The 14,564-nt window shown below is 62.1% G+C and carries 16 protein-coding genes and 1 pseudogene; 7 read left to right on the top strand and 10 right to left on the bottom strand.

From position 1 onward, the window contains the following. Positions 1 to 219: 219 nt before the first annotated feature. The 4 genes from dapE to ACFOKJ_RS13160 form a co-directional block, all read right to left on the bottom strand. Positions 220 to 1,347 carry a succinyl-diaminopimelate desuccinylase gene (dapE, locus tag ACFOKJ_RS13175; RefSeq protein WP_390280321.1) on the bottom strand — a complete coding sequence of 376 codons (1,128 nt, stop codon included), beginning with the start codon at positions 1,345 to 1,347 and terminating at the stop codon, positions 220 to 222. Then, positions 1,344 to 1,694, bottom strand: a complete 351-nt coding sequence (locus ACFOKJ_RS13170) for an ArsC family reductase (protein ID WP_390280319.1) — start codon at positions 1,692 to 1,694, stop codon at positions 1,344 to 1,346. The genes dapE and ACFOKJ_RS13170 overlap by 4 nt, the downstream gene beginning before the upstream one ends. A gap of 133 nt (positions 1,695 to 1,827) precedes the next feature. Beyond that, the gene (locus tag ACFOKJ_RS13165; RefSeq protein ID WP_390280317.1) at positions 1,828 to 2,943 is read right to left on the bottom strand and encodes a PilT/PilU family type 4a pilus ATPase; all 1,116 of its coding nucleotides are present in this window, start codon (positions 2,941 to 2,943) and stop codon (positions 1,828 to 1,830) included. Between the two features lie 179 nt (positions 2,944 to 3,122). Continuing rightward, complete coding sequence (locus ACFOKJ_RS13160) at positions 3,123 to 3,851, bottom strand: peptidylprolyl isomerase (protein WP_390280315.1); 729 nt, start codon at positions 3,849 to 3,851, stop codon at positions 3,123 to 3,125. A 395-nt stretch (positions 3,852 to 4,246) separates the two neighbouring features. On the opposite strand from ACFOKJ_RS13160, the gene ACFOKJ_RS13155 reads away from it, so the two are divergent. The 3 genes from ACFOKJ_RS13155 (at position 4,247) to ACFOKJ_RS13145 (ending at position 6,948) form a co-directional block, all read left to right on the top strand. Next, positions 4,247 to 4,747 carry a GNAT family N-acetyltransferase gene (locus ACFOKJ_RS13155; RefSeq protein WP_390280313.1) on the top strand — a complete coding sequence of 167 codons (501 nt, stop codon included), beginning with the start codon at positions 4,247 to 4,249 and terminating at the stop codon, positions 4,745 to 4,747. A gap of 107 nt (positions 4,748 to 4,854) precedes the next feature. Beyond that, on the top strand, positions 4,855 to 6,108 hold the full coding sequence (locus tag ACFOKJ_RS13150) for a nitronate monooxygenase (RefSeq protein WP_390280311.1): 1,254 nt from the start codon (positions 4,855 to 4,857) through the stop codon (positions 6,106 to 6,108). Positions 6,109 to 6,261: 153 nt separating this feature from the next. Then, positions 6,262 to 6,948: a MarC family protein gene (locus tag ACFOKJ_RS13145; RefSeq protein WP_390280309.1), complete on the top strand. Its 687-nt coding sequence runs from the start codon at positions 6,262 to 6,264 to the stop codon at positions 6,946 to 6,948. Between the two features lie 240 nt (positions 6,949 to 7,188). Here ACFOKJ_RS13145 and ACFOKJ_RS13140 read toward each other — a convergent pair whose 3' ends face one another. Beyond that, entirely contained in the window at positions 7,189 to 7,455 is a 267-nt protein-coding gene (locus ACFOKJ_RS13140; protein ID WP_390280307.1) for a SemiSWEET transporter, read from the bottom strand. Between the two features lie 138 nt (positions 7,456 to 7,593). Here ACFOKJ_RS13140 and ACFOKJ_RS13135 point away from each other — a divergent pair, with 138 nt between their 5' ends. Both ACFOKJ_RS13135 and ACFOKJ_RS13130 read left to right on the top strand, forming a co-directional pair. Next, positions 7,594 to 8,352, top strand: a complete 759-nt coding sequence (locus ACFOKJ_RS13135) for a sulfite exporter TauE/SafE family protein (RefSeq protein WP_390280305.1) — start codon at positions 7,594 to 7,596, stop codon at positions 8,350 to 8,352. A 244-nt stretch (positions 8,353 to 8,596) separates the two neighbouring features. Continuing rightward, positions 8,597 to 9,295 carry a TerC family protein gene (locus ACFOKJ_RS13130; protein ID WP_390280303.1) on the top strand — a complete coding sequence of 233 codons (699 nt, stop codon included), beginning with the start codon at positions 8,597 to 8,599 and terminating at the stop codon, positions 9,293 to 9,295. Between the two features lie 54 nt (positions 9,296 to 9,349). Here ACFOKJ_RS13130 and ACFOKJ_RS13125 read toward each other — a convergent pair whose 3' ends face one another. Next, positions 9,350 to 9,688, bottom strand: coding sequence for a cysteine-rich CWC family protein (locus ACFOKJ_RS13125; RefSeq protein ID WP_390280301.1), 339 nt, complete (start codon positions 9,686 to 9,688; stop codon positions 9,350 to 9,352). Beyond that, a complete protein-coding gene (locus ACFOKJ_RS13120; protein ID WP_390280299.1) occupies positions 9,685 to 10,260 on the bottom strand; it encodes a HutD/Ves family protein in 576 nt (191 codons plus the stop codon). The genes ACFOKJ_RS13125 and ACFOKJ_RS13120 overlap by 4 nt, the downstream gene beginning before the upstream one ends. Before the next feature lie 57 nt (positions 10,261 to 10,317). Between ACFOKJ_RS13120 and ACFOKJ_RS13115 the strand changes: the two genes are divergently transcribed. Together ACFOKJ_RS13115 and ACFOKJ_RS13110 are read left to right on the top strand one after the other, a co-directional pair. Further along, positions 10,318 to 10,860: a GNAT family N-acetyltransferase gene (locus ACFOKJ_RS13115; RefSeq protein WP_390280297.1), complete on the top strand. Its 543-nt coding sequence runs from the start codon at positions 10,318 to 10,320 to the stop codon at positions 10,858 to 10,860. 140 nt (positions 10,861 to 11,000) lie between these two features. Further along, entirely contained in the window at positions 11,001 to 12,197 is a 1,197-nt protein-coding gene (locus ACFOKJ_RS13110) for an amino acid aminotransferase (protein WP_390280328.1), read from the top strand. A gap of 128 nt (positions 12,198 to 12,325) precedes the next feature. Here ACFOKJ_RS13110 and ACFOKJ_RS13105 read toward each other — a convergent pair whose 3' ends face one another. The 3 genes and pseudogenes from ACFOKJ_RS13105 to ACFOKJ_RS13095 all read right to left on the bottom strand — a co-directional run. Then, positions 12,326 to 12,703, bottom strand: a complete 378-nt coding sequence (locus ACFOKJ_RS13105) for a glycine zipper domain-containing protein (protein ID WP_390280295.1) — start codon at positions 12,701 to 12,703, stop codon at positions 12,326 to 12,328. 381 nt (positions 12,704 to 13,084) lie between these two features. Then, positions 13,085 to 13,438, bottom strand: coding sequence for a CZB domain-containing protein (locus tag ACFOKJ_RS13100; RefSeq protein WP_390280326.1), 354 nt, complete (start codon positions 13,436 to 13,438; stop codon positions 13,085 to 13,087). 78 nt (positions 13,439 to 13,516) lie between these two features. Beyond that, positions 13,517 to 13,780: pseudogene (locus ACFOKJ_RS13095) on the bottom strand (methyl-accepting chemotaxis protein); the annotation flags it as partial. Between the last annotated feature and the right edge of the window lie 784 nt (positions 13,781 to 14,564).

The following is a 14,564-nucleotide window of genomic DNA, read 5'->3' as shown; positions in this document are numbered from 1 at the left end:
TCGAGCTGGGCAAGCAGACGTTGAAAGGATTGGGTATCCATCATCGCGCTCCTGGTGAGGTGCTTGCTTCAGCTTAGTTACCAACTCGTAATTGGGACATAGCCAAAAAAAAACCGCACGGTGTCGTGCGGTTTTTTGTGCCGGCAGGTAGGGCGATCCGCCAATGTAGTTGGTAGCCCGGATAAGCCGCAGGCGCATCCGGGAAACGGCTAGGCGACCTTATCCCAGCAGCTTGTGCAGCGTCTTCTCGTACACCTGCGACAGCGGCTCGATGTCGTCCACGCTCACGCATTCGTTCAGCTTGTGGATGCTGGCGTTGATCGGGCCGAACTCCACCAGTTCACGGGCGATGCGCTTGATGAAGCGGCCATCGGAGGTGCCGCCGGTGGTGGACAGCTGGGTTGTCACGCCGACTACTTCGTGAATGGCGCTGCTGATGGCATCGGTGAGGCGTCCGGGCTGGGTGATGAACGGGTTGCCGGACAGCGCCCAGTGCAGCTCGTAGGCCAGGCCGTGGCTGTCCAGGATCTGGTGCACGCGATCCTTCAGCGTTTCCGCCGTATGTTCGGTGGAGAAGCGGAAGTTGAACTTGATGTCACAGTGGCCGGGAATCACGTTCACCGCGCCGGTGCCGGCGTGGATGTTGGAGATCTGCCAGCTGGTGGGCGGGAAGTAGTCGTTGCCATGGTCCCATACCTCGGCGGCCAGCTCGGCCAGTGCCGGTGCCGCCAGGTGAATGGGGTTCTTCGCCAGGTGAGGGTAGGCGATGTGGCCCTGGATGCCATGCACCACCAGGTGGCCGGACAGTGAGCCGCGGCGGCCGTTCTTGATGGTGTCGCCGAAGACCTGGTCCGAGGTCGGCTCGCCCACGATGCAGTAGTCGATATGTTGGCCGCGCGCCTCCAGTGCATCCACCACGCGCACGGTGCCGTCGGTGGCCACGCCTTCCTCGTCCGAGGTGATCAGGAAGGCGATGATGCCGTCGTGCTCCGGTTTGGCGGCCACGAAGCGCTCGGTGGCAGTGATGAAGGCGGCCAGCGAGGCTTTCATGTCGGCGGCGCCGCGGCCGAACAGGTGGCCGTTGCGGATGGTGGGGTGGAACGGGTGGCTCTGCCACTGTTCCACTGGGCCGGTGGGCACCACGTCGGTATGGCCGGCAAAGCACAGCAGCGGGCCGCTGTGGCCGCGATGCGCCCAGAAGTTGCTCACGTCGCCAAACGGCATGCGCTCGATGGTGAAGCCCATGTCTTCCAGGCGGGCGATCATCAACTCCTGGCAACCCTCGTCACGCGGGGTGATGGAGTCCAGCTGCATCAGGTCCTGGGTCAGTTGCAGTGTCGTGCTCATTTGCCGAAGGCCTCCTGCCAGATCTCTGCCTTGAAGCCCACGCTCAGCTTGCCGGCATGGTCCAGCACCGGGCGCTTGATGATGGACGGTTTGACCTGCAGCAGGGCAATGGCGCTCTCGGCGCTGGCCGCCTGGGCTTTTTCCGCATCGCTGAGCGCACGCCAGGTGGTGCCGGCGCGGTTGATCAGCTTGTCGAGGCCGATGTCGGCGATCCAGCGCTGCAGCAGCGCGGCGTCTACGCCCTGTTTCTTGAAGTCGTGGAACTGGAAATCCAGATCATTGGCGGTCAGCCACAGGCGGGCTTTCTTGACCGTGTCGCAATTGGGAATGCCGTACAGGGTAATCATGGGTGTGTGGTGCCTATTGCTGTCTATGGCCGGCGCCAGACGGGCGCCGTGGCGGTAACTGGCGGCCATTGTGGCGAAAGCTGCTGATGGCTGCAATCGGCAGCGCTGCGGCCAAGGGTTGGCCGCAGCTTGCTCAGTGCTGCAGGGTGAAGCCGGAAAAGCTGGCACCTTCGTCGTTGCTGGCGGTGCCGCCGCTTTCGTGGTTGATCAGCCAGTACAGGTTGGTGGGCGAGTCGGCGTACTGCATGGCGGTGTCCAGGCTGATGTGGCCGGCCTTGTACAGGCGGAACAGCGATTGCTCGAAGGTCTGCGAGCCATCGCTCATGCTGGCCTCGATCGCCTCCTTGATCTTGCCGATTTCGCCGTTGCGGATCAGTTCGGCAATGTGCGGCGAGTTGATCAGCAGCTCCATCGCCGGGCGGCGCTTGCCGTCCACGGTGGGCACCAGACGCTGCGACAGCACTGCCTTCAGCGTTTCCGCCAGATCCATCAGCAGCGCGTTGCGGTTTTCCAGCGGGAAGAAACTGATGATGCGGTTCAGCGTGTGATAACTGTTGTTGCCGTGCAGGGTGGAGATGCACAGGTGGCCGGACTGCGCGTAGTTGATGGCGTGGGTAAGGGTTTCCGCATCGCGGATCTCGCCGATCATCAGCACATCCGGCGCCTCGCGCATGGCGTTTTTCAGCGCATTGCTGTAGCTCAGGGTGTCGATGCCGATTTCGCGCTGGTTGACGATGCTTTTCTTGTGCTGGAACACAAATTCGATCGGGTCTTCCACCGTCAGGATATGGCCGCTGATACTGCGGTTGCGGTGGTCCAGCATGGCCGCCACGGTAGTGCTCTTGCCGGAGCCGGTGGAGCCTACCACGAACACCAGGCCACGCTTGAGGTGTACCAGTTCCTGCAGGCTGGTGGGCAGGTTGAGGCCCTCCAGGCTGGGAATCACCGGCGCGATGAAGCGGATCACGATGGCGACATCACCGCGCTGGCGAAAGATGTTCACCCGGAAGTTGCCGAGGTCTTCCACCTGGCGGCCGAAGTTCATCTCCAGCGTGGTTTCGAACTCGGTGATTTCTTCCTCGTTCATCAGGCTGTAGGCCAGCCGTTTGACGTGTTCGCCGGTAAAGGCCTTGTCGTTGACCGGCATGATGGTGCCTTCGATCTTGATCTGCGGCGCCATGTCGGCAGTGAAAAACAGGTCGCTGGCCTTCTTGTCGGCCATCAGCTTGAAAAACGGATACATCAGCATCGGTCTTGCCCCGGCTTGGAACGGATAGTGCTAAGTCTAGTCGGAAGCGTGCCGGGCGGCGAAATGTTTCTGAATGTAAATTTGCAGTATGTAAATTCGGTAGAGACAACAACGGCCGGAAGCCCGGCCGTTGTTGATGGCGACAGCAGCCCCGCGCGGTGCGCAAGGGCCGGTGTGCATTACTGCATCTTGAAACCCTGGATATCGGCAGCCTGAACCAGCTTGCTCAGGTACTCGTGCATGGCCTGACGGGCAGCCATTTCGTTCAGGTATTGCTGCAGACGCGGCTTGACGTCATCCAGGCTGATCTGGCCGCCTTCGCTGCGCTCGGTCACCTGAATGATGTGGTAGCCGAACTGGGTTTCCACCAGGTTCGGGGTGATGTTGCCTGCGGCGGTGCTGAATACCGCCTGCTCGAACTCCGGCACCATCTGGCCGCGGCCGAACTGGCCCAGCGCGCCGCCTTGCTGGCTGGACGGGCAGGAGGAGTGTTCGCGAGCCAGGTCGGCAAAGCGTGCCGGGTTGGCCTGTACATCGGCCAGTACGCCTTCGGCCTTGGCGCGGGTCAGCGATTTGGCCAGCTCGTCAGCAGCTTCGGTCTTGAACAGGATGTGGCTGGCAGCCGCGCTGTCGCCCTGGCGGAAGTATTCCGGGTGGGCAGTGTAGTAGGCCTCGCAGGCGGCATCGTCCACCGGGGCGAATTGCAGTTCCTTGTCCAGCAGGGCGCCGATGGCTTCGCCTTCGTTGGCATTGTCAAAGCCGGCGGCACGCGCGGCTTCCAGCAACAGGCGATGCAGGATCAGCTGCTGGGTGGCAGCTTCGCGCGGGGACGGGGTGTCTTCGTGGTTCGGCAGCTCGGCTTGCACCATGGCTTCGGTAATTTCGACACCGTTGACGGTAATGGTCATGAAAGTTTCCTGTGAGATAAAGGGTTGTGTCTTGCGAATGGAGATGCAAGCAAAAAGGCGCCAGCAAGCCAGATATGGGCGTGGGCGGCAAAATCAACAGTGCCGGCAGGGAAATCAGCGAACTTGCCGCTGGATTTTGCCCTGGGTCGGCATTCCTGTTACCTTGCGGCTGCCCCGCGTATCGGTGGCGGTACCTTGCCAGCAAGTGGCAGGCTTGTCACCCGCCCAGAGGGAGTAGGGCACTTCGAAAAAGCCGGATTTCCTGTTCAGACGAGGTGCCGACAACGCAGACGCGCAGCTTCGGTTTGCCATGCAGGAAGGCTTTTTTGCAGGTAGTGCGATATCGCAACCAACGCTGGCGTTTTTCGAGGTGCCCGGCAGATCAAGGAGTCGCCATGCAGCCCATCCGTACTTCGCGCTTGATCCTGCGCGAATTCACCCTGGACGATACCGCCGTGGTGCTGGGGGTGTTGAATGATCCAGACTTCATCCGCTTCGTGACTGATCGTGGCGTGCGTAGCGTGGCGCAGGCACGCGCCTATCTGAGCGAGGGGCCACTGGCCAGCTATGCCCGCCACGGACACGGACTGTGGTGTGTCGAACGGCTGGAAGACGGTCTGGCACTGGGCATGTGCGGCCTGATTCGCCGCGACAACATGCCGCATGTCGATCTTGGCTATGCGCTGTTGCAGCATGCCCGTGGCCAGGGCTATGCCCGCGAAGCAGCACAGGCCTGCCTGGCGCATGGTCGCGATGTGCTGCAACTGGACCGAGTGGTGGCCTACATCGACCCGGCCAACAGCGCTTCGGCGCGGGTGCTGGAGTCGCTTGGCATGCGTTTTGGCGGCATGGTGGCGTTTCCGGGAGTGGCCGGCGACACCGCGCTATATGAATAGCGGCGGGCTGTGCGCATCGTTTATACCTGCTCTTAAGTGAGTAAAAACTCTATGGCGGACGCTTTGCCGTATAATGCCGCCCAGTCCTACGGAGAGTGTAGTTAGAAATGAAATGTGTTGATGATTTCCGCCTGCGCCTGGGCGAGCACGAGCTGGTGCCGATCATGCAGGGCGGTATGGGCGTGGATATTTCCACTGCCTCGCTGGCGCTGGAAGTGGCCCGTCTCGGTGGTATCGGCCATATCTCGGATGCGATGGTGCCCACCGTGGCCGACCGCCGCTTCAATACCAAGTACGTCAAGAACAAGCTCAAACAGTACAAGTTCAACGTCGAGAACACCGACAAGTCGGTGGTGAAGTTCGACCTGCAGGAGCTGGCCGACGCCACTCGCATGCACGTGCGCAGCGCGATGGATGCCAAGCAGGGTAATGGTCTGATTTTCATCAACTGCATGGAAAAGCTGACCATGAACGCGCCGAAGGAAACGCTGAAGGTGCGCATGCACGCGGCGCTGGATGCCGGCATCGACGGCATCACCCTGGCAGCCGGTCTGCACCTGGGCTCCTTTGCGCTGATCGAGGATCACCCGCGTTTCCGCGAGGCCAAGCTGGGCATCATCGTGTCCTCGCTGCGCGCGCTGCAGCTGTTCCTGAAAAAGACCGCGCGTACCAAGCGCCAGCCGGACTACGTGGTGATCGAAGGCCCGCTGGCCGGTGGTCACCTCGGCTTCGGCATGGACTGGGACCAGTACAACCTGGCCGATATCGTGGTGGAGATCCGCGACTGGCTGAAGGCGGAGAACCTGGACATTCCGCTGATCGCCGCCGGCGGCATCTTTACCGGCAGCGATGCGGTGCGGTTTCTGGAAATGGGTGCCAGCGGCGTGCAGGTGGCCACCCGCTTCACCGTGACGCACGAGTGCGGCCTGCCGGACAAGATCAAGCAGGAGTACTTCCGCGCTGATGAGGAAGACATCGAAGTCAACCAGCTGTCGCCCACCGGTTACCCGATGCGCATGATCAAGCAGTGCCCGGCCATCGGCGACGGCATCCGCCCGAACTGCGAAGCCTACGGCTACCTGCTGGATGCCAGCGGCAGCTGCCAGTACATCGAGGCCTACAACCGCGAAGTGGCCGCCCACCCGGGCGAGCGTCGCGTCAAGGTAATGGACAAGACCTGTCTGTGTACCCACATGCGCAACTTCGATTGCTGGACCTGCGGCCAGTACACCTACCGGCTGAAGGACACTACCGTGCGCAAGGCTGATGGCAGCTACCAGCTGTTGAGCGCCGAGCATGTGTTCCGCGACTACCAGTTCAGCAAGGACGACCAGATCGCGCTGCCGGCAGTGGAAGCGTAATCCGCAGCCAGCCAGCAAAACGCCGCACATTGTGCGGCGTTTTTGTTTTCGCGGCAGATGTTGCGGCCAACGTTGGCCGCAATGCTAGAATCGCGGCGATTATCAATAGAATATGCCGGTGCGCCAAGGCGTAAATCCGGCAGGAGCCCCCGCATGAGTCCGATGTTGTCGCTGTTCGTCAGCAAGTTCCTGTTCGTGGCCGCAGCCTTGCTGCCCATCATCAATCCGCCGGGGCTGGTGCCGTTCTTCATCTCGATGACCTCGCACAACAGCCAGGCGCAGCGGGCGTTCCTGGCGCGGCGTATTGCCATCTACTGCTTCCTGTTGCTGCTGGGCAGCATGTATATCGGCGGCTTCGTGCTGAGTTTCTTCGGCGTGTCACTGCCGGTGGTGCAGATTTCCGGCGGCCTGCTGATCACCATTGCCGCCTGGCGCATGCTGAACGACAACCCGGCGGAAAACACGCCCGGCGTGGCCGAACTGGAAAACCGCGAAACGCTGAAGCAGCGTGCCTTCTACCCGCTGACCTTTCCGATGACGGTGGGGCCGGGCTCGATTTCGGTGGCCATTACCGTCGGCGCCTCGCTCACTAGCAGCGGCAAGGCGCTGGTGAAGTTCACCGTGGCGCCGCTGGCGGCGGTGGCGGCGGTGTCGGTGACCTGCCTGCTGATCTGGTGGTGCCTGCTGCACGCCGACAAGTTCCTGCGCTATCTGGGCCAGACCGGGGCGGTGGTGTTCCTGCGCCTGACCGCGTTCATCCTGCTGTGCCTGGGGGTGCAGATCATCTGGGAAGGCTTAAGCGGGCTGCTGGAGCCGCTGTTGCACGGTGTGGCCAGGTAAACACGCGCCGCGCACATGACAAGGCCCCGCGTAGCGGGGCCTTGTCCGAGTGTTGACAAAGTCCTTTTGCCTCGCAAAAGGACTTTGTTTTGTAAACAGGAAGGCTGCCGATTCAAGCGCTTAACTGGCGCGGCCCGGCTTTGCCGGGTCCGGCAATGCATAAATGGGTAGTTTGTCAGCAGCCTGACAAGGCCCCGCTGCGCGGGGCCTTGTGCTTTCTGTCATGACTGGCCTGTCCGCTTAGCCGCGGTCGCGCGCAACCTGGCGCAATTTCATCGCCAGGATGACGGACGACAGCAGCAGGGTGATGCCGTTGGCCGCAACTACCGGTACCGAGCCGATGGACCAGCCATACAGCAGCCACAGTACGGTACCGCTGACGAACATCAGATACATCGCCAGCGAGATGCTGCGGGTATCGCGGCTTTTCAGGGTGTGCAGCACCTGCGGCAGGAAGCTGCCGGTGGTGAGCAGGGCGGCGATGTAGCCGAGTTGTTCCATGGTCATGATGCTGGCCGTATTGACAGAAAATGACATTGTGCCTGAGTCCGTCGGTAGCCGGCCGACTACCGCGCTGTTTTGCCGCGATATCTGCCAGCTTGCGGCAATCCCGTTACAATGGCGCCTTTTTTGCCGGGATCTCTCATGCTGACACTGGGGTTTCTGTGTCTGTTCGCCTTTCTGGCGGGCTTGATCGATGCGGCGGTGGGCGGTGGCGGGCTGATCCAGATACCGGCGCTGTTCAACGCGCTGCCGCAGTCATCGGTGGCCACGCTGTTCGGCACCAATAAGATGTCATCGGCGTTTGGCACGCTGTCCGCGGCGCGTTCCTACCTGCGGCGCGTGCGCCTGCCGTGGCGGCTGGTGCTGCCGGCCACCGGTGCGGCGTTTGCGATGTCCTTTGCCGGCGCGGCGGCGGTAAGCCTGATTCCGCGCGAGGTGATGCGGCCGCTGGTGGTGGTGCTGCTGATCGGCATGGCCATCTACACCTTCCGCAAGAAGGACCTGGGCAAGCTGCACCAGCCGGTGAGCATCGGCCGGCGCGAGATGCTGCTGGGCGTGGCCATCGGCGGCGGCATCGGCTTTTACGACGGGCTGTTCGGCCCGGGCACCGGCAGCTTCCTGATGTTCCTGTTCGTGCGGTTTTTTGCCTTCGATTTCCTGCACGCTTCGGCGGCGGCCAAGGTGGTCAACCTGGCAACCAATGTGGCGGCACTGTGCTTTTTCATTCCCAGCGGCAATGTGCTGTACAGCTACGCGCTGCCGATGGCGGTGTGCAATGTGGCTGGCGCACTGACCGGCTCGTGGATTGCCATGCGCAAGGGCGCCGGCTTCGTGCGCGTGCTGTTTCTGCTACTGGTGACGGTGCTGATCTGCAAGCTGCTATGGGACATGCTGCACTGAAGGGCGCCTCGAAAAACCCGGCTTTCCGATCGTGTTAAGTCACGGCGAGACAAGGCGCGAACGGAAAATGTCGACGCGGCATATGTTTGATATGTAAGGAGACATTTTTCGTGAGCAACGCAGTATCGCGACGAAATCTGGCGTTTTTCGAGGTGTCCTGACAGCTTTTTGAAAGTTTGACCTGCGATACTGCCGCTGACAGACAGGGCGGTACGCCTGAATTCCATGAGGAGGGTAGTAGACAATGTTTGAAATGCTTGGTGAAAGCACGTTCTGGGTATCGGTGCTGCAGATCATCATGATCGACATCCTGCTGGGCGGCGACAACGCGGTAGTGATCGCGCTGGCCTGCCGCAGCCTGCCGGAAGAGCAGCGCAAGAAAGGCATCTTCTGGGGCGTGATCGGCGCCATCGGCCTGCGCGTGGCACTGATTGCCTTCGCGCTGCAGATCCTGGATATCCCGTTCCTGAAGCTGGCCGGCGGTCTGCTGCTGCTGTGGATCGGCATGAAGCTGCTGGTGGGTGAAGACGACGACGGTCACGACGTGAAGGGCAGCACCCACCTGTGGGGCGCGGTGAAGACCATCATCGTGGCGGACGCGGTGATGAGCTTCGACAACGTGATCGCAGTGGCGGGCGCGGCGCATGGCAGCCTGGCGCTGGTGGTGTTCGGCATCGTGGTTTCCATCCCCATCATCGTGTGGGGCAGCCAGCTGGTGCTGAAGCTGATGGATCGCTTCCCGATCGTGATTACCGTCGGTGGCGGCCTGCTGGGCTGGATCGGCGGCTCGATGCTGCTGACCGACCGCGGTCTGCTGGACTACGTGGGTGTGCTGCCGGGCTGGTCGCACCAGCTGGGTGGCGCAGTGGGCGCGGCGCTGGTGGTACTTACCGGCACCATGCTGGCCAAGCGCAAGGCCATGGCGGAAGTGCGCAGCGAGTAATTCCTGCGGCTGCCACAAATGACAACCCCGGCCACTGAGCCGGGGTTGTTGTTTTTAGCTTGCGGCCAACTGCTGCAGGCAGCGTGGGCACAGGCAATCGCCAGATTGATTGTCCGCCGGCGCCGCCAGCAGTGGCGGCAGGTCGGCGCACCAGCAGCCTCCCAGCTTGCCTCCGGTGCCGCATTGAAAGGCTTGGCCGCATTGGCTGCAGGCCAGCTGGCGAATCTCGCCAGGCGTGCGCAGCACCTGCAGGCGCTCCAGCACCGCCAGCTTTTGCGCATCGCTGGCGGTGGGCCAGCCGGCGATCTCGGCGCAGGTGCGCAGGCAGCCGGTGCAGTAGCGGCCGCTGGCGTCCAGTTCGCAGATGCCGATGCAGGGCGAGGCCACGCTCATGCCGGCTGCACCGCGACCAGGATCAGGCTGCAGTTGCCGGTGGGCTGCAACTGCAGTTCCGTCGCGCCGTCTAGCCACAATGCATCCCAGCGCCCCAGTGATTGTTGATCGCTGCTGCCGGTCACCTGCAGCGCCTCGCCCTCGGCCAGCAACAGCAGGGCTGGGCCGCTGGTGTGCAAAGCCTGCTCGTCTTGCAGGCTCAGGCGTGTGGCCTGGTGGCTGGCGGCGCCGCGGCGGGTCATCACGTTGAAATCCTGTACCTTGCCGGCCAGGCGCTGGCTGCTGATGGCGCGGCCGCCATCGAATACGTACAGCTCGCCGCCCGGCTGCAGCGTGGTGAGCGGCTGCCCGTTTTCCAGCAAGCAGAGACCGCCGCCGCTGAGCAGGCCCAGCGTACGGTCGATGCCGGAAAAATCGGAGAACGGGCCGTCGCTGTCCACATCGGCAATGCTGATGCGCAGGGTGAAGTTGTCGAGGTTGGCCGCAGGCGGCTGGATCAGCAGCTGGCGGGTAATGCCGCCACCGTTTTTCCACGGGGTGGCCGCCAGATCGGCAAAGCGGATGACTTGCATGGTTTGTCTCGTTATCGATAGGTGGGTAGCATGCCCGGATGATTGCCGGAGCCTACCATGTCCGATCCCATTCTGAGTGTCGCCGTCGCCGAAGATGCCGCCCTGCTGGCCGATCTGCACCTGCGCAGCTGGCGCGTGGCTTACCGTGGCGTGTTGCCGGATGCCTATCTGGATGGTAATTGCGCTGCACAGATGCACGACAAGTGGCAGCAGCGCATGGCGGCGCCTGCCGGCGAATATGTCATCTGTATCGCACGGGTCGATGGCGAAGCCGCCGGCTTTGTCTGCCTGCAGCCGGGCTTTTTGCCGGAACAGGGCATCTATCTGGACAACCTGCATGTGTTGCCGGCGTGGCAGGGCTGTGGCTTGGGCAAGCTGCTGCTGGCCTGGGCCGCGGCGCTGCTACAGCGGCACTGGACGGGGCAGGCACTGCTGCTGCATGTGCTGGATGATAACCAGCCGGCGCGGCAGGTATACCGGCGGCTGGGCGGAATGGAAACAAAACTGCCGGATGAGGTCATGGCCGATGGCGTGCAGGTAAAGGTTAGCCAGGTGACGTGGCAGGATGTGCCAGCTTTGCTGTTGCGGCTGCAATCCTGACGCATACGGGTCAAGCCCCTTGTCGCAGCGCGGCAGCAGGGGGCGTGTTAAACTTCGGCATCCGGTTTTCATCACCTGGCAGGTTGGCCGCAGGCGGCCTGCCACCCGTGCATTTTATGGAGCCCCGCATGTCCTCTTCGATTTTCGCCGCCGTCGAGATGGCCCCGCGTGACCCGATCCTGGGTCTGAACGAAGCCTTCAACGCCGATACCCGCACCAGCAAGGTGAATCTGGGTGTTGGCGTTTATTACGATGATAACGGCAAGATCCCGCTGCTGGCCGCCGTGAAGGCTGCCGAGAAAGCCCGTCTGGAAGCCATGCCGCCGCGCGGCTACCAGCCGATCGAAGGCCCGGTTGCCTACAACCAGGCTGTGCAAAATCTGCTGTTCGGTACCGACAGCGAGCTGACCGCCGCTGGCCGCGTGGTTACCGCCCAGGCACTGGGTGGCACCGGCGCGCTGAAGATCGGTGGCGACTTCCTCAAGCGCCTGAACCCGAGCGCCAAGGTATACATCAGCGATCCGTCGTGGGAAAACCACCGCGCGCTGTTCGAAGCCGCCGGTTTCGAGGTGGAAAACTACCCGTACTACGATGCGGCTACCCGTGGCGTGAACTTTGCCGGCATGAAGTCCTTCCTGCTGGGCCTGGATGCCGGTTCCATCATCATCCTGCACGCCTGCTGCCACAACCCGACCGGCGCCGACCTGTCCGACGCCCAGTGGGCCGAGGTGGTGGAAGTCTGCCGTGAACGCGGCCTGGTGCCGTTCCTCGACATGGCCTACCAGGGCTTTGCCGAAGGCATCGCCCAGGATGCGGTGGCAGTGAACCTGTTCTCTGCTTCCGGCCTGCAGTTCTTCGTGTCCAGCTCCTTCTCCAAGAGCTTCTCGCTGTACGGCGAGCGTGTAGGCGCGCTGTCCATCGTGACTGCCAGCAAGGAAGAAGCTGCGCGCGTGCTGTCGCAACTGAAGCGCGTGATCCGCACCAACTACTCCAACCCGCCGATCCACGGTGGCGCGGTAGTGGCCGCGGTACTGGGCAGCAGCGAGCTGCGCCAGATGTGGGAAGACGAGCTGGCTGGCATGCGTGATCGCATCCGCACCATGCGTAGTGGCCTGGTAGACGCCATCAAGGCCCAGGGTGTGGCGCAGGACTTCAGCTTCGTGATCCAGCAGCGCGGCATGTTCTCCTACACCGGTCTGTCCGCAGCCCAGGTAGAGCGCCTGAAGGAAGAGTTCGGCATCTACGCCGTGTCCACCGGCCGTATCTGCCTGGCGGCACTGAACAGCAAGAACATCGGCGCCGTAGCCGAAGCGATTGCCCAGGTGGTGAAAGCCTAAGCGCCAGTCGCTACTCGCCAAAAAGCCGCGGCAGTTGCCGCGGCTTGAAAGTGTCACAAAGCCCTTCCGCACGCGGAAGGGCTTTGTTTTGTAAACAGGAAGGCTGCCGGTTGAAACACCTGGCTGGATCAGTCGTCGTCACCCCAGCGCTCATGCTTGTCCCAGCGACCGCGGTCGCCCCAGGGGCCATGACGGTGATGCTTCTTGTAGGGCTTGACCACGTAGTACACCGGGCGCGGCTGTACCGGTACCGCATACACCACCCGTTGCGGGCGCGGCTCGCGCACAATCACGCGTTGTTCGCGCTGCTGGGTGAGGATTACGCCGGTAGCGCCACCGATGGCACCGCCGATGATGGCACCGTCACGGCCACCTACACTCTGGCCGATGGCAGCGCCTGCTGCACCACCGATGGCGCCGCCCAGCACGCCGTCCAGATGGTCGGCCATGGCGTAGGACGCCGACAGGGAGAGCAGGGTGGCAGTGACTAGAGTAGTGATTCGCATGGTGATTCTCCTGTGCGCTAAGTTCATGCCCGTAGTCTAGCCATGCGCGCAGGCAGCTTTGCTGCAGTCTTGTGGCAGCTTTTTGACAGTGTGTGACAGTCTCCCGCCGCTTGTCGGCCAGTCGTCAGCCGCTTAACGACTGTTTATCGTCTTGCCAGTGATCTGCCTTGCCTCCCGTGCCCCGAAAAGCAAATCGCCCCGCACAGGCGGAGCGATGGAGGGTGCTGACAAAGGCCTTTCGCCACGCGAAAGGCCTTTGTTTTGTAAACAGGAAGGCTGCCGATGCAAACGCTTGGCTGGAGCGGCCCGGCTTTGCCGGGTCCGGCAATCCATAAGTGGGAAGTTTGTCAGCAGCCTGCGATGGCTGTTGGCCGCAGGATGTCAGCCGACCTTATGCTGGCAGGGCTGCTGTTCCATGGTGGTCAGGATGTCCATTACCTGCGACGACGCACGTTCCATATCGTGCAGCGCCTGAGTGGCACGGACAAAGTCTTCGGCGTGGAAGGCTTCCAGTGCCTGGCGGCCGGCTTCGTGTACCCGTTCGTGCGGTGCTTCCAGCTGGTTGTAATTGCTGCTGCCGCGGCACTCGTTGTAACCGCGGCCTTCGTAGTACCACTTGCCCAGCCGGCAGTGACGGTGGCTTGAAACCTGGTCTGCTTGCAGATCGTGGTAGCCGATGAAGGCCTTGTAGATATCCAGCTTGAACACGATGTGGTCCAGCTTTACCACTTCCATGAAGCTGGTGTTGGTGCCGGCGGCAATCACATTGGCCATTGCCTCGCTATCCTGTACCAGCTTGCGGATTGCCGTCGCCACGGAATGGCCGGTCTGGCGATAGCCTTCCGCCTGGGCAGCGGCCTCGGCCACCTGCTGCTTGGTAGAGCTGGACGCAGTGTCGACCTCGCTTACCAGGCTGGAGATTTCATTGGTGGCTTGCGCAGTGCGCTCGGCCAGCTTGCGTACTTCGTCGGCCACCACAGCAAAGCCACGGCCCTGTTCGCCGGCGCGCGCGGCTTCGATTGCGGCGTTCAGTGCCAGCAGATTGGTCTGGTCGGCCACGTCCTTGATCAGCTGCACGAATTGCTGGATGCGGCCGGTCTTGTCGCTGAGCGCATCCATTTGCTGTGCGGTCTGTGCCTGTGCTTCGGCAATGTGCTGGAAGCTGTCGGTGAGGGTGTCCACCGCCTGACGGGTTTCGTCCAGGCTGGTCACGGCATCGCTGGCGAGTTCGAATTTGTCTTCCAGCATGGTGGCCAATTCGGCGAACGAGGCTCGGATCGATGCGGTGCTGTCGCAGAACTGGCCGAACGGGGCGCGGTAGACTTCGCGCTTGGTGTTTTGACGGCTTTCTTCCTGCTGTGCGTTGGTATGTTGCTGCAGTTCCTGCCGGCTGGCGTCCAGCTGCTGTTGCAATGCCTGACGTTGTTGTTCCAGCTGCTGCAGTTGTGCTTCCAGGGCGGCTATTTTTTTACGGTTGCCAAACATCTGTGACTCCAAGCTGTTGCCGCTGATCAGGCAGCGGTGTCCCTACATCTGCGCATGATACCGATTTGTCACACATTGTTATTTGCCTTTATGCAGTATTTCGCTCATTAGTGCGCATGGCGTGTCCGGCTGGAGGAGTACGAGCGTACGGATTTCCGAACGGCGACGGCGTGCTTATACGGCTATCCGGTTGGGCTTGCTGGGTGTTGCTTGTTAAGTGTTTGATTTTTATGGTGTGGCGCTGGGGAGAAAAGCTGGCCCGCTACGTGCTAATAGACAGGTAGTCGAAACCCGTTCGACACGTAGTAAAAAAAACACCACGGGAACGAGCAAAACCTGTCCGGCAAAGACCGGACGGCGTAGGCCGCTCCGCAGC

The sequence above is a fragment of the Vogesella amnigena genome, from assembly GCF_042648905.1.
Lineage (GTDB): Bacteria > Pseudomonadota > Gammaproteobacteria > Burkholderiales > Chromobacteriaceae > Vogesella > Vogesella amnigena.
The sequence above is the reverse complement of the archived record's forward strand: the minus strand, read 5'-3'. Positions and strand labels throughout refer to the sequence as shown.